The organism is Massilia sp. NBRC 108631, from assembly GCF_059704565.1.
The window spans coordinates 1-17,460 of record NZ_BAAKJE010000301.1 but is presented as its reverse complement, the minus strand read 5'-3'; the positions used below and the strand labels follow the sequence as shown (position 1 = coordinate 17,460).

Below are 17,460 nucleotides of genomic sequence, written 5' to 3'. Positions count from 1 at the left end.
GTTCCGGCCTCGGCGCCGGCGCCGGTACCGGTTGCCGCCGTTGCCGCGGCGACCGCAGTCAAAGCTGACGCGCCCAAGCTTGCCGCCCCGGCCGGCGCCAACGAGCGCGACGAGGTACTGGCCCGCGTCAACGGCTGGGCCAAAGCCTGGGCGTCGAAGGATGTGGGCGGCTATCTCGCCTACTACAGCAACGAATTCGCGCCGCCGAAAGGGCTGTCGCGCAAGGCGTGGGCCGACGAGCGCCGCGCGCGCATCGAGGGCAAGGGCCGCATCCGCGTGGACGTCAACGCGCCACAGGTGCAGATCAGCGGCGACTCCGCCAGGGTCACCTTCCGCCAGGTGTACGAATCGGACCGCCTGTCGGCCAACAGCCGCAAGACCTTGGTTATGGCGAGGCATGCCGGCAAATGGCAGATCATGCAGGAATTGTCGGGTAGCTGATGTTCCATTCCAAAGCCATTTGGGGCCGTTTGGCGCGCGGCTTGCTATGCGCCTCCCTGGTGCTGGCATCGGGCGGGAGTGGCGCGGCCGCCAAATCCGAACCCGAGCAGATGCTGGCGGAGATCTACAAGGATCTGGCGGAAAACCATCTGCGCGACGCGCAAGCCAAGGCCGACGCCCTGGTCGAAACCTATCCCCATTTCCATCTCGGCCACCTGGTGCGCAGCGATCTGCTGTTGCTGCATACGCGCCCCGTCGCCCAGCTGGGCGGCGCCGCACGCAACAAGGAAGCCGAAGCGCGCCTGCAGGACCTGCGCCGTGAAGCCGCCGCGCGCCTGAGTGCCGAGGTGCGGCCTGCCGGGGAACTGCAGCCGCGTGCGCTGCTCCAGATGCGCAAGGACCAGCGCCACGCGCTCATCGTCGACGCCAGGCGTTCCCGCGTCTACCTTTACGAACACCGCAACGGCGAGATCCGCTACGTCAGCGATTACTATTTCAGCCAGGGCAAGCTGGGCACGAACAAGGTGAAGGAAGGCGACATGCGCACGCCCATCGGCGTGTATTACATCTCCGGCCGGCTGCCCGGCTCCCGGCTGCCGGACTTCTACGGCAAAGGGGCGCTGCCGCTGGACTATCCGAATTCCTGGGACAAGCTGAATGGCCGCAGCGGCTCCGGCATCTGGATCCACGGCGTGCCGCCGGAGACCTTCAGCCGCGCGCCGCTGTCGACCGACGGCTGCGTGGTGGTCAGCAATGACGACCTGCAAAAGCTGAGCCGCATTGTGGAAGTGGGCAAAACGCCCATCCTGATCGGCGACCAGGTGGAATTCGTCCAACCGGGCGTGCGCGAGAACGACCGCAAGCTGGCCGACTCACTGCTGGAAGGCTGGCGCCGCGACGCCGAACAACGCGACAGCGGCCAGCTGCGCACGCACTATTCGGCGCGCTTCAAATCCGTCAACGACGAGTCGGCGGATGCATGGATCGCGCGCCAGCTGTTCCTGCCTGGCGCCAGGCGCGTGCACGTGGCGCTGCAGGACACCAGCCATTTCCGCCAGCCCAGCCGGGACGAGATCATTATCAGCACCTTCACGCAGCACGTCGCGGTGGGCAAATTCCGCCATTCGGTGCGGCTGCGCCAGTACTGGGCGCGCGAAGGCGCGCAGTGGAAAATCGTTTCCGAATCTGTGTTGTAGAGGTCAGCCCGCGCTGCCTTTTGCCAGCCCTTCGCCGTCGCTCTTGCGCAGGGTCCAGAAGGTGACCGAGGACAGCGCCGTCAGTACCGCCAGCGTCATGAAGGCGTGGTGCAGGGCGCTGGTCAGTGCCGCCTTGTCCGTTTGCGGCAGGTCGCCCAGGTACCATCCCGCGATCAGCGAACCGAAAGCCAGTCCGAAACTCATCGACAGCTGCTGCAGCGAACTGGCGATGGTGCTGGCCATGCTGCTGTCCGCGCCCTCGATGTCGGCGTAGGCGATGCTGTTCATGCTGGAGAACTGCAGCGAATTGAAGAAGCCCAGGCAAAGGCCGATCGCCACGATGGCGTACAGCGGCGTGCCCGGCCCCACCAGCGTGTACATGGCGATGGTGCAGCCGATCAGCAGCGTGTTTACGATCAGCACGTGGCGGTAGCCGAAGCGCGCCAGCACACGGGTGGAGATGAACTTCATGCCCATGGCCGCAGCGGCGGCCGGCATCATCAGCAGGCCGGATTGCCAGGCCGGCAAGCCCAGGCCCAGCTGGTACAGCAGCGGCAGCAGGAACGGCAGGCCGCCTATGCCCAGGCGGGTGACGAAGCCACCCAGCACCGACACGCGAAAGGTACGTACGCGCAGCAGCGCCAGGCGCAGCAAGGGAAATGGGGCCTGGCTGGCGTGCCAGGCGTAAGCCGCCAGCAGGCTGCATGAAATGAACAGCAGCACGCCTGCCGAGGTGGGGTCGAGCTTGTGTTCGCCGAATACTTCCAGCAGCCATGACAGCAGTGCCACGCCGGTGCCGAACAGCACCAGGCCAATCAGGTCCAGCGGGCGCTGCACGTCCGCGCGGTAGTCCGGCAGGTGGCGCCACGCCAGGTAGATGGCGGCCACACCCACCGGCACATTGATGAAGAAGATCTCGCGCCACGACAGCCAGTGCACGATCAGCCCACCCACGGTGGGGCCGAGCAAGGGCCCGATCAGCGCCGGGATGATGACGAAGTTCATGGCCGATAGCAGTTCGGCCTTGGGGAAGGTGCGGATGATGGCGATGCGCCCGACCGGCATCATCATCGCCGCGCCCAGCCCCTGCAGCAGCCGCGCCGCCACCAGCATGGGCGAGTTGACGGACAGCCCGCACAGCACGGAGGCGATGGTGAAGATGGCGATGGCGGTCATGAACACGCGCCGCGTCCCGTAACGGTCGGCCATCCAGCCGCTGATGGGAATCGCCACCGCCAGGCTGAGAATGTAGCTGGTGACCACCGCCTTCAGGCTCAGCGGCGTCACTTGCAGGCTGGCGGCCATGCTGGGAATCGCCGTGTTGACGATGGTCGAGTCGAGCTGCTCCATGAACAGGGTGGTGGCAACCACCCAGGGCAGATAGCGCTTGGTCGAGGATGTCGCGGAACTGGTCATGCAGCCGATTGTCACACAATACGGCGCTGCGCGCCTCCCGCTTTAGTCCGCCGGTTGGCCGGCCTGCGCGCGCCAGCTATCTTCATACAGCACCCGCTGCGCCGGCATGCGCTGGTCCCAGCGCTCAAGTTCCAGCATGGGCGCGCGGTAGAACTCATCCACCTGGCCCACGCACAGCACCGCGATCGGCTGGCTGCCGTCAGGCATGCCGCACAGCTCGCGCAGGCGCTGTGGATCGAACAGCGACACCCAGCCCGCGCCTATGCCTTCGGCGCGCGCCGCCAGCCAGAAGTTCTGGATCGCGCAGGAAGCGGACGCCAGGTCCATTTCCGGCATGGTGCGGCGACCGAACACAAAGCGCTCGCGCTGGTCGATCAGGCCCACCACCAGCACTTCGGCGCAGGCCAGGATGCCTTCCACTTTCAGCCGCATGAACTCCTCCGCGCGCTGGCCCAGCGCTTCTGCGGTGAGTTTGCGCTCATCGTCCACCAGCTGGTGGATCTGCGCGCGCAGTGCCGGGTTGACGATGCGGATGAAGCGCCAGGGCTGCATCAGTCCCACGCTGGGACCATTGTGGGCGGCCGCGATGAAGCGTTCCAGCTGGCCCGGCTCCAGCGGCCCCGGTTTGAAGTGGCGCACGTCGCGCCGCTCGCGGATGGCGCGGTACACGCCGTCGATCTCGGCCGGGCTGAATGCGTGCGGGCTCACGCCGCGCGTTCCAGTTTGAGGAGCGCGTCCAGCAACGGCCGGCTGGCCTCGGCGATACGGTCCAGGCTCGCTTCCCGCAACGCGGACGTGTCCACCCGGTGCTCGGTGTGCAGGCCCGCCCAGTGCAGCAGCGCCGCGCATGCCTGCGGCGCGTCGAACAGGCCGTGCAGATACGTGCCGAGTATTTGGCCGTCCGGCGAGCGCGCGCCTTCCGGCCTGCCATCGATGCGGAAGGCGGGCCGCGACAGGGCCGGGCCGTCCGACACGCCCATGTGAATTTCGTAGCCGCTCACGGCGGCGTGCATCGCGTCCTGCGAGAAGGCGCAGGTGCCGCTCACCTGCACCAGGCGTTTTTCGCTGGTCAGGCTGGTGTGCATGGCGAGCAGGCCCAGGCCCGGCGAACGGCCGGGGGCGCCTTCGATGCCCAGCGGGTCGCTCACGTCCTGGCCCAGCATCTGGAAGCCGCCGCAAATGCCGATCACCTTGCCGCCGTAGCGCAGGTGGCGTTCGATCTTCTCCGGCCAGCCCTGTGCGCGCAGCCACTCCAGGTCGGCGCGCGTGTTTTTGCTGCCGGGGATGACGATCAGGTCCGCCGGCGGGATGGCTTCGCCCTGGCGCACGAACGTCAGGTCCACGTCCGGGTGCGCGCGCAGTGCATCGAAGTCGGTGTGGTTGCTCATGCGCGGCAGGCTGGGCACCACCACGCGGAAAGCGCCGCGTGTAGCCTGCACCGGCTGCACCGCATCCTCGGCATCCAGGAACAGGCCGTGCAGATACGGCAGCACCGCCAGCACCGGCTTGCCGGTCTGCTCCTCCAGCCAGTCCAGGCCCGGCTCCAGCAGCTTGATGTCACCCCGGAAGCGGTTGATGACAAAGCCGATGGTGCGGTCACGCTCGCTCTGCGACAGGCAGGACAGCGTGCCGACGATGTGCGCGAACACGCCGCCCCGGTCGATGTCCGCCACCAGCACCACCGGGCAGTCCACCGCCTCGGCAAAGCCCATGTTGGCGATGTCGCGGTCGCGCAGGTTGATCTCGGCAGGGCTGCCGGCGCCTTCCACCACCACGGCTTCATACTGCGCGGCCAGGCGCGCGTGCGATTCCAGCACGGCGCCCATGGCGATGGTCTTGTACTGGTGGTAGTCGCGCGCGTTCATCTCGGCGCGCACCTTGCCGTGGATGACCACTTGCGCGCCGGTGTCGCTCGACGGCTTCAGCAGCACGGGGTTCATGTCGGTGTGCGGCGCCAGGCCTGCGGCGATGGCTTGCAGCGCCTGCGCGCGGCCGATCTCGCCGCCGTCGGCGGTAACGGCGCTGTTGAGCGCCATGTTTTGCGGCTTGAACGGTACCACCCGCACGCCGTCCTGCCTGAGCAGGCGGCACAGGGCCGCCACCACGGTGCTTTTGCCGGCATCCGAGGTGCAGCCCTGCACCATCAATGTCTTGTACGGGAACGCCATCAGTTTTTCCTGTGCTGGCGCGCCAGTTCCAGCTTTTCGCACAGCACCGCCGTGCCCTGGATCATGCGCGGGCCGGAGCGGTTCAGCAGGTGGCCGTCAACGGTGAACAGGTTGTCATTCTTCACTGCCAGCATGGTCTTGTAAGGGCGCCACAGGTTCACGCCGCCGTAGTTTTTTTCCGCCGTTGCGAACACCGCTTCCGGGTCTTCGCGCAGCACGCCTTCGATATCCACCACCGGCGCGGTGATCTTCATGCCGCCGAAGATGTTCACGCCGCCGCAAACGCGCATGGCGTCGCTGACGATATGGCTGCCGCTGAGCGTGTAGAGCGGCTTGTCCCACACCTGGTAGAAAATGCGCACCGGCGCACGCCTGGAATACTGGGCGGTGAGGGCGGCCAGCTTGTCGCGCCATTCGGTCGCCACTTTGCTGGCCACGGCTTCGGTGCCGAGCAGCTGGCCCATGCGCTGGATGTTGTCCGGTATGTCGGCCAGCTTCTTGGGTTCGCTGTGGAACAGCGGAATGCCGAGCTGGCGCAGCGTATCGATCTGGCGTTCGGAACTGCCGTGCATCCAGATCACGATCAGGTCCGGCTTCAGTGCAGCGATGCGTTCCATGTCCACCTGGCGGTTGTCGCCAATGTTGGGGATCTTCTTGGCCGCTTCAGGATAGTCGCTATAGGTGACGGTGCCGACGATCTTGTCGCCGCCGCCGGCCGCGAACAGCAGCTCGGTGACGTGCGGCGCCATGGCGATGACGCGCTGCGCCGGCTTCTGCAGGGTGACGGGTTTGCCGTCGTCGTCCAGAACGGTGATCGCGGCATGCGCGGACGTGACGGCGGAGGCGACGGCCATCATGCACAGGAGTTTGTTCATCGTTGTTCCTTGTTCCATAGAGAGAGTGCTTGTTCCAGGCGTTGCCAGCCTGCTTCGTCCGGCGGCAGGCCGAGGCGGATGCCGCGCGCGGCCTTGGTAAACAGCCGCACCCAGATGCCTTGCCGCGCCATGTGTTCGTGGAAGGATTCGGCGCGCGCTTCGGGCCACCACTGGAACAGCGCGCAGCCGCTGGAGCGGATACCGTGCGCGGCCAGCAGGCGTTCCAGGCGTTGTCCGCCGGCGCGCAATTGCACGCGCATGCGCTGCTGCCAGGCTGCGTCGCGCAGTGCGGCCAGTGCCACCTGCTGCGCGGGACCGCTGACGGTCCAGGGGCCGAGCAGGTCGGCCAGCCCATCCAGCAGTGCGGGCTGCGCGGCCACGAAGCCGAGCCGCAGCCCGGCCAGGCCGAAGAATTTGCCGACCGAGCGCAGGACGATCAGGCCGTCCGGTATCTGGTTTGCCGCATCGTCCGCCGCATCGCCCGGCGCACCGCCGGCGGCGCTGGCTTGCAGTGCCGTGTCGCCGAAAGCTTCGTCCACGATCAGCCAGCCGCCGCGCGCGGAGAGCTGGGCCGCCCACTCGAGCAGGCGTTCGCGCGGCACGGTGGCGCCGGTAGGGTTGTTCGGGTTGACCACCACCATCACGTCGCACTCGGCGACGGCGGCGTCCAGTGCGTCGTATGGGACTTGCCGCAGCGTGTGGCCATGCTGCGCCCAATGGTGGGCATGTTCGGCATACGAAGGCGCCGCCACCACCACGCGCGAGGGCAGCCGCAAGCGGGGCAATGCCTGGATAGCCGCTTGCGTACCGGCCACCGGCAACATCTGCGGTGCGCCGTAGTAGGCCTGCGCCGCCAGCACCAGCGCCGGATCGGGCTCCGGCAGCCTATGCCAGGCGTTGCCGGCAATGGCTGGCGCCGGATACCACGCGGGGTTGATGCCGGTGGACAGGTCAAGCCAGTCATTGCGGCCGTAGCGCATAGCGGCCTGGCGCAGGTTGCCGCCGTGTTCAAGCATGGGAGTCTCCTGCAATGCCGGTCGCCGGCTGAAGTGCCGCCGACGTAGCCGATGCCGCCGGCACGGTCGCCACGAGCGCTGCGATGGCTGCTGCAATGATAAGCCAGAGCGCGGTGGTGCGCGCCACCAGTTGCCATGCGCGCGCGATATCCGCGCCTTGGGCGGCGCTGCCGCTGCCGAGCGGTGGACGCTGTTCGGTTTCGCCGTCATAGATCGCCGCGCCTCCCAGCGCCAGGCCGAGCGCACCGGCGCCGCTGGACATGACGGGGCCGGCGTTCGGGCTGCTCCATGCCGGCGCCTGCGTGCGCCAGCAATGCCAGGCCAGGCGCTTGCCCGCCAGCGTGGGCGCGAGCAGCACATAAGAGAGTGCTGTCAGGCGCGCCGGGACATAGTTCAACGCGTCGTCGAGGCGGGCGGCGGCGCAGCCGAACTGCAGAAAGCGCGCATTGCGGTAGCCCCACATGGCGTCCAGCGTGTTCGCCAGGCGGAACAGCACCGCGCCGGGGCCGCCTGCGATGGCGAACCAGAACAAAGTGCCGAACACCGCGTCGTTGCCGTTTTCAAGCAGCGATTCGGTGCTGGCTTTGGCCAGGTCCGCAGGCGTGGCGTTGGCCGTGTCGCGGCTGACGATGCGGGAGGTCAGGTAGCGCGCGGCCGGCAGGTCGCCCTTGGACAGCGCCGTGGCGATAGGCAAATTGTGGTCGCGCAGGCTGCGCAAGCCGATGCAGAAGTACAGCATCAACGCGTGCAGTGCGAAGCCGGCGGCGGCCGTTGTTGCAGTGGCGGCCGCAGCCCATGCCAGCAGCGTGACCGGTGCGACCGCCAGCAGCCAGGCCAACGCGCCGCGCGGGAAGCGCGAGCCATCCCGGTTCAGGCGGCGCTCGATGGCGCTGGCCAGGTTGCCGAAGCCGACCAGCGGGTGCCAGCGTGGCGTTTCGCCCAGCAGCAGATCGAGTGCCACGCCCGCCGCGAGCAGCAGCGCGATGGCGGCGGCGCTCATCCCCATCAGCATGGTGCGCCTTTCAGCACGAGGGGCAACCCGGCCGCCACGAATACGGCACGGTCGCACACGGCGGCGACAGCCTGGTTCAGGCGTCCCGCTTCGTCGGTGAAGGCGCGCGAGATCGCGCCATACGGCACGATGCCCATGCCGACTTCGTTCGACACCAGCACGATGTCGCCCATGGTACCCGCTTCCAGGCCAGCGCCGCTGGCCGTCGCCGGCGCCGCCGGACCGTCAGCCGCCCGCGCCAGCACGTCCAGCAGCGCCGCGCGCTCCGCATGGAAGCGCGCCGGCAGGGCGATCTCGCCCACGTCCGGGTATTCCGTGCCGTCAGCGAACATCAGGTTGCTGAGCCACAGCGTCAGGCAATCGACCAGCACCAGGCGGCCGGGCGTGCACCATTGCTGCAGCGTTTGCGCGAGCGCCAGCGGTTCCTCGACAGTCCTCCAATCGGCGGGCCGCCGACGCTGGTGGTGGCCGATGCGTACTTCCATCTCGCCATCCCCGGCGTGCGCCGTGGCGAGGTAGACCACCTCCTTGCTGGAGGTAATGGCGAGCTGCTCCGCATACGCGCTCTTGCCCGAGCGTGCGCCGCCAAACACCAGCGTGCAGGTCATTGCGCAATCCTCATGCCGCGCTCCGCGTAAACATGGCCGCTACCGCCGCCGGATTGGACGGGAAGTAGGCATGGAAATAGGAGGCCGTCAGCGATCCCAGCTTGTAGACCGCCTCGCCGTCCAGCCCCGACGGATGCTTCACCGTGCGCACGGAAGGCGCTACCGGCGTTTCCAGGGTCGAGTAGTGAAAAGTGTGGCCGCGTAAAACGCCATGGGGCGTTGGCATGCCTTGCGAGCCCAGCCCGGCCAGGCGCGCCTGCATGGCCACGCGGCCGGGCAGCACCGCCGCCATGTTCCAGACTGCCCCGGCCTTGTCGGCCAGGGTTTCCGCCAGCGCCATCATGCCGCCGCACTCCGCCAAGATGGGGGTGCCGTCACGGTGCGCCGCGCGGATGGATTCCTGCCAGCGCTGCGCGTAGGCCAGCTTCTCCGCATGCAGTTCGGGATAGCCGCCCGGCAGATAGACCGCGTCCGCGCCTGCCGGCACGGGATGGTCCGCCAGCGGCGAGAAGAATTCCAGCGTGGCACCTAGTTCGCACAAGGTTTCCAGGTTGGCCGGGTACAGGAACATGAAGGCCGCGTCGCGCGCGATGGCGATCTTGCGGCCAGCCAAGGGACGCGCATTGGAGAGTGCTTCGCCCGGCTCTGCGGCTGCGGCGGCACTGGCTGCCGCCAGCGCGTCCCCCAGCTCCAGGCGCGTGCTGCGCAGATTGCTCCACGCGGCCTCGTCGAAGTTCAGCTGGTCCGCCAGCTGGTCCAGAATCTCATCGATGCCATCCACCTCGGATGGCAGCACCAGCCCCAGGTGGCGCTCGGGCAGCGAGCGCGCCTGCTTGGGCAGGGTGGCGAACAACGGAATGTCGCGCAGCGAGGCCGCCACCATGGCCGCGTGTCCGGGGCTGGCGACCCGGTTGGCGATCACGCCCGCCATGTCCACCGGTCCGTAGTCGCGCAGGCCATGCACCAGCGCGCCGGCCGTTTGCGCCATGGAGCCCGCGTCGATCACCGCCATCACCGGCACGCCGAATTCGCGCGCCAGGTCCGCCGAAGACGGCGAGCCGTCGTACAAGCCCATTACCCCTTCAATCAGGATCACGTCCGCCTCCAGCGCGGCTTGCGCCAGTTGTGCGCGGCAAGCCTCGCGGCCCACGATCCACAGGTCCAGCGATTTCACGGGCGCGCCGCTGGCGCGTTCCAGCAGCATGGGGTCGATGAAGTCCGGCCCGCATTTGAATACGCGCACCTTGCGGCCCATCCGGGTCAGCTTGCGCGCCAGCGCGGCCGTCACGGTGGTCTTGCCCTGGCCGGACGCCACCGCCGCCACCAGCACCACCGGGGCGTTGATATGCGAGGACGTTACCATTCCGTGCCCGCCTGCGCGCCGATGCCGGCCTTGAAGGCATGCTTGACCACGTTCATCTCGGTGACGGTGTCCGCCACGTCGACCAGCTCCTGCGGCGCGCCGCGCCCGGTGATCACCACGTGCTGCATGGCCGGCCGCTCCAGCAGGTCGGCGATCACCGTGTTCACGTCCAGGTAGCGGTATTTCAGCGCAATGTTCAGTTCATCCAGCACCACCAGGCCCACGCCGGGGTCGGCCAGGAAGCGCTTGGCCTGCTCCCACGCCAGTTCGGCCTTCTCGATGTCGCGCTCGCGGTTCTGGGTTTCCCAGGTATAGCCCTCGCCCATGGAGTGGAAGCTCACTTCCTCGGGGAAGCGGCGCAGGAACAGCTCTTCGCCGGTCTGCATGGCGCCCTTGATAAACTGCACCACGCCCACTTTCATGCCGTGGCCCATGGCGCGCACCGCCATGCCGAAGCCGGAAGAGCTCTTGCCCTTGCCGTTGCCGGTGTTGACGATGATGATGCCGATCTGCTTGTCCGCCGCCGCGATCTTGGCGTCGATGATGGCCTTCTTGCGCTCCATGCGGATGCGGTGACGCTCGTTCAGTGCGTCGATGTCATTATTCTCATTCATGCGGTTTCTTCCTTCGGTATGAAGATGTGGCGCTGGCCGTGCCGGATCACGTCGATCGGATGGCCCAGGTAGTCGCTCAGGATGTCCGGTTGCATCACGTCAGCCACCGGCCCGGCCAGCCAGCGGCCGTCGCCCATCAGCAGCAGGGCATGGGTGGAGACGCTGTGCGCCAGCGTGAGGTCATGGCCGACCATCACCACGGTTTTATGTTGTTCGCGGCACAGGCGCGCCAGCAGGCGCATCACGCTTACCTGGTGCGCCAGGTCCAGCGCATTGGCCGGTTCGTCCAGCAGCAGCAGCGGCGTGTCCTGCGCCAGCATGGCGGCGATGGCCACGCGCTGGCGCTCGCCGCCCGACAGCGTGCGCACATTGCGCTGCGCCAGTTCCGCCACTTCCATCGCCGCCAGGGCCTCCATGGCCAGGCGGTGGTCGTCGGTGTTTTCCCAATAGCGGTCGCCGTGGTAGGGATGGCGCGCCGACAGCACGGTTTCGATCACGCTGTAGGCGAAAGCGTCGTTGCGCGACTGCGCCAGGAAGGCGCGCTCGCGCGCCAGCTCGGCCAGCGGCCAGTCCGGCAGGCTGCGGCCCTGGATGGACACGCCGCCTTCCTGCAGCGGAATCAGTCCTGCCAGGGTGCGCAGCAGCGTGCTCTTGCCCGCGCCGTTGCGGCCGATCACGCTCCAGCATTCGCCGTCGCGCACTTGCCAGCTCAGGTTGTCGATCAGCGTGCGCGCGCCGATGCGCAGTGTCAAATTGCCGGTAGCGATCATTTCTGCAGCCTGTGGAGTTGATACAGGAACACCGGCGTGCCGATCAGCGCGGTGACCACGCCCACCGGCAGCTGCAGCGGCGCAAACAGGGTGCGCGCCAGGGTATCGGCCAGCACCAGGTAGCCGCCGCCGGTCAGCATCGCCGCCGGGATCAGCACGCGGTGGTCCGGACCGAAGGCGAAGCGGCAGGCGTGCGGCACGATCAGCCCCACGAAGCCCACGCTGCCCGCATTGGTCACCGCGCTGGCGGTCAGCAGGGCGGACACGAAGAACAGCCCCTTGCGCAGCGCGCCCACGTTGATGCCCAGCGTGACGGCCGCCTCGGCGTGCAGCGCCATCACATTGATGGCCCGCGCGCTGCGCAGCGCGAACACGGTGGCGCCGGCCAGCACGATCCACGGTATCCAGCGCATCGGTGCGCCGGCCAGGTCGCCGATCAGCCAGAACACCATGGTGCGCAGGCGGCTTTCAGGGGCTATCGACAGCATCAGCGTGATCAGCGCCGTGCAGGCCGCCGTCAGGATCACGCCGGTGAGCAGCAGCAGGGCGGTGCCGCCTTCGGCCGCCGCGCCGCTGCGCATGTCGCGCCGCGCCAGGAAGTACAGCATCATGGACACGGCCACGGCGCCGCCGAAGGCCGCCGCATCCACCACCCAGGCCGCGCACATGAACATCATGGCCGCCAGCGCTCCCACCGCCGCGCCCGACGAAATGCCCAGCACATAGGGGTCTGCCAGCGGATTGCGCAGCAGGGCCTGCATCATCACCCCCGCCAGCGACAGCGCCGCGCCGGTGACGAAGGCGGTCAGCGCACGGCTGCCGCGCAGGTCGAGCAGGGTGGCGGCCAGGCTGTCGGCCTTGCCGTTCCACAGTTCGCCCAGCGCGCCGGGAATGTCGGACAGCGGAATGTGAACCGAGCCGGTTACGCCGGAAAACAGCAGGCTGCCGATGACGAACAGCAGCAGGCCGCCGGTGATGGCGGTTGCCCGTGCGCGCAGCTTGGAGGAATGTGGATGCATGGTGCCTTACGTACCTTAGGTTAAATGCTTTACTTGATACCGTAGCGTACAGCGGCGAAGAACTTGGCGCCCGGCGTGGCGTAGTTGCGCGCCACCTCGTAGTTCTTGTCGGTGACGTTGTTCATGCGCGCCAGTACCGACCAGTCGCGCGCGAACTGCCAGGTGGCATACAGGTTCAGCAGGCTGTAGCCGCCCAGGCGGTTGCGGTTGGCAGCGTCGTCGAAGCGGCTGCCGGAAACCTGCAGTTCGGCGCCGGCGGTCAGCGCGCCTGCGGCGTATTCTACGCTGGCGTTGCCGTGTTTTTTAGAGCGGCGCGCCAGCGATTTGCCGGTGGTCTCATCCTTCGGGTCTTGCCAGTCCGCGTTGGCGGCCACGGTGAAGGCGCCGATGCGGCGGCCGGCGTTCAGCGATACGCCTTCCAGCATGGCGTGGTTCACGTTGTACGAGCAGCTGCCTTTGCGGGTCGGGTCCGGGCATGGCGTGGTGGTCACCAGCATGTCGGTCAGCTTGTTGCGGTAGATGCTGGCGCCGAATTCGGTCACGCCGTCGTCGTACTGCAGGCTCGCTTCGCCGTTGCGGCCCTGCTCAGGCTTGTTGTTCTCGTAGCCAAAGCCCGGGTAGTACAGCTCGTTGAAGGTGGGCGCACGGAAGCTGGTGCCGAAGCTGGCGCTGGCGCGCAGCGCGCTGCTGAAGCGGTAGCCGTAGCCGGCCGAACCGGTGGTCTTGGTGCCGTATTGCGAGCTGTCGTCCGCGCGCAGGCCGAAGGTGGCCAGGTGCGCGCCGCGCTTCAGGCTGTAGGCACCGGCGTAGGAGTCGGTCTTGCGAACCTTGCCCAGTGCGGGCGTGGAGCCGGAGACCACCTTCTCTTCGCGGTGGCCGAACAGCACTTGCAGCGTGTCCTCGCCGATGCGGATGTCGTTTTGCCAGGTGACGTCGGTCTGCTTGCTGTCGATGCGGCTGTAGGAGCTGGCCACGCCGGTGTCGGAGATCGAGGTGTCTTCTGCCTTGGCCAGCTGCACGGTGCTGTACCAGTTGTCCATGACCTGGTTTTTGCTGAACACGCCCAGGTTGGCCAGCTTGGTCTGGCTGCGCGTATCGTAGCGGCTGGCGCCGCTGTCGAACTGGCCGTTGGTGCGGCTGTTCAGGAATACCAGGCCCAGGTCGTGGCCCTTGGCCAGTTCGAATCCGAACTGGCCGGAAGTGCTGGTGCGCTCGTAGCCGTCATCGTCCGCGTTGTAGTTGCTGGTGCCTGGCTTGGTGGACGAGAAGCCGTCCGACTGTTCACGGCCGGCGCTGATGGCGTAGCTGAAGCTGTTGTCGCCTGCGCTGGCACCGGAAATGCTGGCGTCGTACTTGCGGGTCTGGTCGCTGCCCACGCCGGCGGAGGCGGCCACGTTCGGCGCACCGGCGCCTTTTTTAGTGAAGATCTGCACCACGCCGCCGATGGCGTCGGCGCCGTACAGGGTGCTCATCGGGCCGTATACGATCTCGATGCGTTCGATGGCCTGCAGCGGAATGCCGGACCAGCTGGCCGTGCCGGAGGTGATCGAACCGATGCGCACGCCGTCCACCAGCACCACGGTCTGGTTGGCATTGGCGCCGCGCAGGTAGACGCTGGAGTTGGTGCCCGGGCCGCCGTTGCGGGCGATTTCGATGCCGCGCTGGCGCTGCAGCAGGTCGGTGATGGAGCCGGCGCCGGAACGGGCGATGTCTTCCGCTTGCAAGGTGACGACGTCGCTCAGCACATCGCGCTGCAGTTGCGCCGAGCGGGTGGCGGTGACGATGACGGCGTCCGATACGGTGATCTGGGCGAAGGAAGGCGCGGCCATAGCCATGGCCAGCGACGTCAGGGCCGCGTGCCGGATTACAGGAAAGCTCATAGTATTTCTTTGTATAGTATGCAACCAGCCTACTTCCCCGTGGGCTGGATTGAACAGATGCGCGCTGCGCATCCACCTGCTTTGGCCGGTATCCGGGCTCGCAAGTTGAACTGCCTTACCTTCCCATGCAGTGCACAGTGGTTTGTCGGAGGCAGCTTGTCGCCGTGGGCGACACTTGTTTACCGTTGCGGGGGCAGCACACGTTGGCCGTTTTCCTGGTAGGGGCGCGGCTTCGTGTTTCCCGTTTAACTGCGCGCATGGGCATGCGCGCGGGCACCAAAACCCCGCCATTATACGGACTTCAGGCCACGGCTTCCAGAATGACAGTCTCGCCGTAGGCGATCTTGTGCGGCAAGGCGGCGGCCCGCAGCGCGATCTCGGCCAGCGGCAGGCCGCCTTGCAGGCCCGCCTCGAGCGCCACCATCAGGCGGATCGTGCCAGCGTGGCAGATGATGGCAACTTCATGCGCGCCGCGCGCTCGCCCGTCGCAGGCGGCCCCGCTGTGCCGGGCAAGCAGCTCGGCGCGGAAGGCTGCCACGCGTTCGGCCACTTGCAGCACGCTCTCGCCGCCGCCGGGACGGTAGCAGGCCAGGTCCGCCGCCCAGGCATCCACTTCGGTGCGCGGGATATCGTCCCAGCTGCGCCGCTCCCAGGCGCCGAAGTCCATCTCCGCCAGGCGCGCATCCAGCGTGTGGGCGCCGAGCAGGCTAGTCAGGGCGGTGCAGCGCTGTAAAGGGCTGGAGTAGAGCGGCGTGCCGGGCGGGATGCTGGCGCTGGCCAGCAGCGCGGCGTGCACGCGCGCGACGTCGTGCGGCGCGGCGGCCAGGTCGGTGCTGCCGTAGCAGACGCCCGGCGCCACCAGCGGTTGCGGATGACGGACCAGGATCAGGCGCATCGGCTGCCCCTGTCCCTGCCGCGACGCGGCCGGGCTGGCGCCAGCGCCGCCGCTGCCCATGTGTTCATGCCGCCCACGCGCCGTGGCCAAGGCCGGCCAGCACGCACAGGTAAATCAGCACTTCGGCCAGTTGCTGCACCGCGCCCAAACAGTCGCCCGTGTAGCCGCCGATGCGGCGTGCGCATTTGCGACCCAGCCAGGCGGCTGCGGCCAGCGCGGCCAGCAAGGCGGCGCAAATGGACAACCACGGCAGCCATCCCGCCGCGCCGATCGCCGCTGCAGGCAACGCTGTGCAGACGCATGCGATGGCAAATTCGTCCCCACTCATCTCCTGCGCCATCGGCTTGGCCTTGCCTTCCGCGCGCGCGTATTCCATGCGCCAGATCAGCGAGGTGGCGGCGAGGCGCGACAGCGGGTGCGCCAGGAACAGCGCGGCCACCGCCGTGGCGGGCGGCAGCATGGCCAGCACCGTGCACTTCACCGCCAGCAGGCAGATGGTGCCGATCGCGCCGTACGCGCCAATGCGCGAATCCTTCATGATCTCCAGCACGCGCTCGCGCGTCATGCCGCCGCCGAAGCCGTCGCACATGTCGGCAAAGCCGTCTTCATGGAAAGCGCCGGTGGCGTAAATGCCGGCGGCCGTCGCCAGCAGCACGGCCACCGGCGCGGGGAACACGAAGGCAGCCGCCGCATACACGGCCGCAGCGAGGGCGGCTACCACCAGCCCTACCAGCGGGAAATAACGCGACGCGTGGTGCAGCCACGCGGAATCGAAACCTACCCACGCTGGAATGGGCAACCGCGTGAAAAACTGCAGTGCGATGAAGAACAGGCGCAGCTGGTGAAGGGGGGCACGGAGCGCGTGACGCATGGCGGGCGCTTACTCGGACTTTTCGCTGACCTGGGCCGACTCGAAGGTCGCCATCTGGTTCACGAAGTTCACCGCCGCTTGCAGCAGCGGCAAGGCCAGTGCGCTTCCGGTACCTTCGCCCAGGCGCAGGCCCAGGTTCAACAACGGGCGCGCGCCCAGGTTGTCCAGCATCAGCTTGTGTCCACTCTCGTCCGAGCAATGCGCGAACACGCAGTAGTCGAGGATGGCCGGCTGCAGGCGCGCGGCCACCAGTAGCGCGCTGGTGACGATGAAACCGTCGATCAGCAGCACCTTGCGCATTTCGGCCGCCTTCAGCATGGCGCCCGCCATCATGGCAATCTCGAAGCCGCCGAATGCCGCGAGCACGCCCAGTGGATCGGAGATGTCCGCATGCTTCGCAACTGCCGCCTCGATCACGTGCTGTTTGTGCAGCACGCCCTCGGCCGACAGCCCGGTGCCCGCGCCTACGCAATGCGCCACCGGGATGCCGGTCAGCTTGTGCATCAGCGCGGCGGCGGCGGTAGTGTTCCCGATACCCATCTCGCCAAAGCCCACCATATTGCCCGGCAGGTCCGCAGCCAGCGCCGCGCCATGTGCCAGCGCGGCAGCGCATTGTTCCGCCGTCATGGCTGGTTCCTGCGCGAAGTTGCGGGTGCCGTGTGCCACCTTGCGGTCGTGCAGGCCGTTGCGCGCGCCGAAGTCATGATTTACGCCCGCGTCCACCACATGCAGAGCGCAGCCCATCTGCCGCGCGAACACATTGATGGCGGCGCCCTGGCCGAGGAAGTTTTCCACCATCTGCCAGGTCACGTCCTGCGGATAGGCGGAAACGCCTTCCGCAACGACGCCGTGGTCCCCTGCGAATACCAGGATTGCCGGACCCACTATAGAGAGCGCCGTCGTACCCTGGATCAGGCCGATCTGCTTGGCAAGCACCTCCAGGACGCCCAGGCTGCCGAGCGGCTTGGTCTTGTTGTTAACGACGCGCTCCAGCGCAGCGGACAGTTCGGCATTCGCGGTAGGGGAAATTTGCATGGGAATTCATAGAGAAGGAAAACGAGTTGCGATGGTACAGCTTGCCCTTGCGGAATGCGAGAGCCTTTGCTATAGTTCTGTCCCCGCGCTGCTGAGCACTGCTTGCAGCGTAGGAGAGGTAGGAAAACAGGGGTTGACGGATTTAACGAAACGCCCCATAATCTCATCTCTCTGCTGCTGAACAAAACGCTTCAGCAACAACGCAGAATTCTTTAAAAATTTACAATCGATAAGTGTGGGCGTTTGATGATGATGCCGGAGGCGCAAGCCTCTTAGCTCAA

The 17,460-nt window shown here is 67.3% G+C and carries 18 protein-coding genes and 1 riboswitch; of the genes, 2 read left to right on the top strand and 16 right to left on the bottom strand.

What is annotated here, in order from left to right; all coding sequences use genetic code 11:
- Both AC6H42_RS32110 and AC6H42_RS32105 read left to right on the top strand, forming a co-directional pair.
- On the top strand, positions 1-441 hold a 441-nt coding region (locus AC6H42_RS32110), incomplete at its 5' end, for a nuclear transport factor 2 family protein (RefSeq protein WP_497549836.1).
- Positions 441-1,637, top strand: a complete 1,197-nt coding sequence (locus AC6H42_RS32105) for a L,D-transpeptidase family protein (RefSeq protein ID WP_057156188.1) — start codon at positions 441-443, stop codon at positions 1,635-1,637. The genes AC6H42_RS32110 and AC6H42_RS32105, both read left to right, overlap by 1 nt.
- Before the next feature lie 3 nt (positions 1,638-1,640).
- Here the strand turns inward: AC6H42_RS32105 and AC6H42_RS32100 are convergent, their stop codons facing one another.
- The 16 genes from AC6H42_RS32100 to AC6H42_RS32025 all read right to left on the bottom strand — a co-directional run.
- On the bottom strand, positions 1,641-3,053 hold the full coding sequence (locus AC6H42_RS32100; protein WP_497549835.1) for a DHA2 family efflux MFS transporter permease subunit: 1,413 nt from the start codon (positions 3,051-3,053) through the stop codon (positions 1,641-1,643).
- A gap of 42 nt (positions 3,054-3,095) precedes the next feature.
- The gene (gene bluB, locus AC6H42_RS32095; RefSeq protein ID WP_497549834.1) at positions 3,096-3,761 is read right to left on the bottom strand and encodes a 5,6-dimethylbenzimidazole synthase; all 666 of its coding nucleotides are present in this window, start codon (positions 3,759-3,761) and stop codon (positions 3,096-3,098) included.
- The gene (locus AC6H42_RS32090; RefSeq protein ID WP_057156191.1) at positions 3,758-5,221 is read right to left on the bottom strand and encodes a cobyric acid synthase; all 1,464 of its coding nucleotides are present in this window, start codon (positions 5,219-5,221) and stop codon (positions 3,758-3,760) included. The genes bluB and AC6H42_RS32090 overlap by 4 nt, the downstream gene beginning before the upstream one ends.
- Positions 5,221-6,096 carry a cobalamin-binding protein gene (locus AC6H42_RS32085; RefSeq protein ID WP_057156192.1) on the bottom strand — a complete coding sequence of 292 codons (876 nt, stop codon included), beginning with the start codon at positions 6,094-6,096 and terminating at the stop codon, positions 5,221-5,223. Before AC6H42_RS32085 ends, AC6H42_RS32090 begins: the two co-directional genes overlap by 1 nt.
- On the bottom strand, positions 6,093-7,112 hold the full coding sequence (gene cobD / locus AC6H42_RS32080) for a threonine-phosphate decarboxylase CobD (RefSeq protein ID WP_057156193.1): 1,020 nt from the start codon (positions 7,110-7,112) through the stop codon (positions 6,093-6,095). Before cobD ends, AC6H42_RS32085 begins: the two co-directional genes overlap by 4 nt.
- A complete protein-coding gene (gene cbiB, locus AC6H42_RS32075; RefSeq protein WP_497549833.1) occupies positions 7,105-8,124 on the bottom strand; it encodes an adenosylcobinamide-phosphate synthase CbiB in 1,020 nt (339 codons plus the stop codon). Before cbiB ends, cobD begins: the two co-directional genes overlap by 8 nt.
- A complete protein-coding gene (gene cobU / locus AC6H42_RS32070) occupies positions 8,118-8,732 on the bottom strand; it encodes a bifunctional adenosylcobinamide kinase/adenosylcobinamide-phosphate guanylyltransferase (RefSeq protein WP_497549832.1) in 615 nt (204 codons plus the stop codon). Before cobU ends, cbiB begins: the two co-directional genes overlap by 7 nt.
- A 10-nt stretch (positions 8,733-8,742) precedes the next feature.
- A complete protein-coding gene (locus AC6H42_RS32065) occupies positions 8,743-10,095 on the bottom strand; it encodes a cobyrinic acid a,c-diamide synthase CobB (protein WP_497549831.1) in 1,353 nt (450 codons plus the stop codon).
- Positions 10,089-10,709 carry a cob(I)yrinic acid a,c-diamide adenosyltransferase gene (gene cobO, locus AC6H42_RS32060; RefSeq protein ID WP_057156197.1) on the bottom strand — a complete coding sequence of 207 codons (621 nt, stop codon included), beginning with the start codon at positions 10,707-10,709 and terminating at the stop codon, positions 10,089-10,091. Before cobO ends, AC6H42_RS32065 begins: the two co-directional genes overlap by 7 nt.
- Complete coding sequence (locus tag AC6H42_RS32055; RefSeq protein WP_057156198.1) at positions 10,706-11,479, bottom strand: ABC transporter ATP-binding protein; 774 nt, start codon at positions 11,477-11,479, stop codon at positions 10,706-10,708. The genes cobO and AC6H42_RS32055 overlap by 4 nt, the downstream gene beginning before the upstream one ends.
- The gene (locus AC6H42_RS32050; protein ID WP_057156199.1) at positions 11,476-12,498 is read right to left on the bottom strand and encodes a FecCD family ABC transporter permease; all 1,023 of its coding nucleotides are present in this window, start codon (positions 12,496-12,498) and stop codon (positions 11,476-11,478) included. The genes AC6H42_RS32055 and AC6H42_RS32050 overlap by 4 nt, the downstream gene beginning before the upstream one ends.
- Positions 12,499-12,527: 29 nt before the next feature.
- The gene (locus AC6H42_RS32045) at positions 12,528-14,378 is read right to left on the bottom strand and encodes a TonB-dependent receptor domain-containing protein (protein WP_057156200.1); all 1,851 of its coding nucleotides are present in this window, start codon (positions 14,376-14,378) and stop codon (positions 12,528-12,530) included.
- 66 nt (positions 14,379-14,444) lie between these two features.
- Positions 14,445-14,674: riboswitch (cobalamin riboswitch) on the bottom strand.
- A gap of 5 nt (positions 14,675-14,679) precedes the next feature.
- Positions 14,680-15,333, bottom strand: coding sequence for a histidine phosphatase family protein (locus AC6H42_RS32040; RefSeq protein WP_497549830.1), 654 nt, complete (start codon positions 15,331-15,333; stop codon positions 14,680-14,682).
- Between the two features lie 4 nt (positions 15,334-15,337).
- Entirely contained in the window at positions 15,338-16,144 is an 807-nt protein-coding gene (locus AC6H42_RS32035) for an adenosylcobinamide-GDP ribazoletransferase (RefSeq protein WP_057156201.1), read from the bottom strand.
- 9 nt (positions 16,145-16,153) lie between these two features.
- Positions 16,154-17,179, bottom strand: coding sequence for a nicotinate-nucleotide--dimethylbenzimidazole phosphoribosyltransferase (gene cobT, locus AC6H42_RS32030; protein ID WP_497549829.1), 1,026 nt, complete (start codon positions 17,177-17,179; stop codon positions 16,154-16,156).
- A gap of 69 nt (positions 17,180-17,248) precedes the next feature.
- On the bottom strand, positions 17,249-17,460 hold a 212-nt coding region (locus tag AC6H42_RS32025; RefSeq protein WP_497549828.1), incomplete at its 5' end, for a hypothetical protein.

Bases quoted from the DNA above. Each gene is read 5' to 3' on its own strand.
- AC6H42_RS32085 (WP_057156192.1), bottom strand. From the start codon at position 6,096: ATGAACAAACTCCTGTGCATGATGGCCGTCGCCTCCGCCGTCACGTCC.
- cobO (WP_057156197.1), bottom strand. From the start codon at position 10,709: ATGAATGAGAATAATGACATCGACGCACTGAACGAGCGTCACCGCATC.
- AC6H42_RS32040 (WP_497549830.1), bottom strand. From the start codon at position 15,333: ATGGGCAGCGGCGGCGCTGGCGCCAGCCCGGCCGCGTCGCGGCAGGGA.
- AC6H42_RS32050 (WP_057156199.1), bottom strand. From the start codon at position 12,498: ATGCATCCACATTCCTCCAAGCTGCGCGCACGGGCAACCGCCATCACC.
- cobD (WP_057156193.1), bottom strand. From the start codon at position 7,112: ATGCTTGAACACGGCGGCAACCTGCGCCAGGCCGCTATGCGCTACGGC.
- cobU (WP_497549832.1), bottom strand. From the start codon at position 8,732: ATGACCTGCACGCTGGTGTTTGGCGGCGCACGCTCGGGCAAGAGCGCG.
- AC6H42_RS32065 (WP_497549831.1), bottom strand. From the start codon at position 10,095: ATGGTAACGTCCTCGCATATCAACGCCCCGGTGGTGCTGGTGGCGGCG.
- cbiB (WP_497549833.1), bottom strand. From the start codon at position 8,124: ATGCTGATGGGGATGAGCGCCGCCGCCATCGCGCTGCTGCTCGCGGCG.
- AC6H42_RS32045 (WP_057156200.1), bottom strand. From the start codon at position 14,378: ATGAGCTTTCCTGTAATCCGGCACGCGGCCCTGACGTCGCTGGCCATG.
- cobT (WP_497549829.1), bottom strand. From the start codon at position 17,179: ATGCAAATTTCCCCTACCGCGAATGCCGAACTGTCCGCTGCGCTGGAG.
- AC6H42_RS32035 (WP_057156201.1), bottom strand. From the start codon at position 16,144: ATGCGTCACGCGCTCCGTGCCCCCCTTCACCAGCTGCGCCTGTTCTTC.
- AC6H42_RS32105 (WP_057156188.1), top strand. From the start codon at position 441: ATGTTCCATTCCAAAGCCATTTGGGGCCGTTTGGCGCGCGGCTTGCTA.
- AC6H42_RS32100 (WP_497549835.1), bottom strand. From the start codon at position 3,053: ATGACCAGTTCCGCGACATCCTCGACCAAGCGCTATCTGCCCTGGGTG.
- AC6H42_RS32090 (WP_057156191.1), bottom strand. From the start codon at position 5,221: ATGGCGTTCCCGTACAAGACATTGATGGTGCAGGGCTGCACCTCGGAT.
- AC6H42_RS32055 (WP_057156198.1), bottom strand. From the start codon at position 11,479: ATGATCGCTACCGGCAATTTGACACTGCGCATCGGCGCGCGCACGCTG.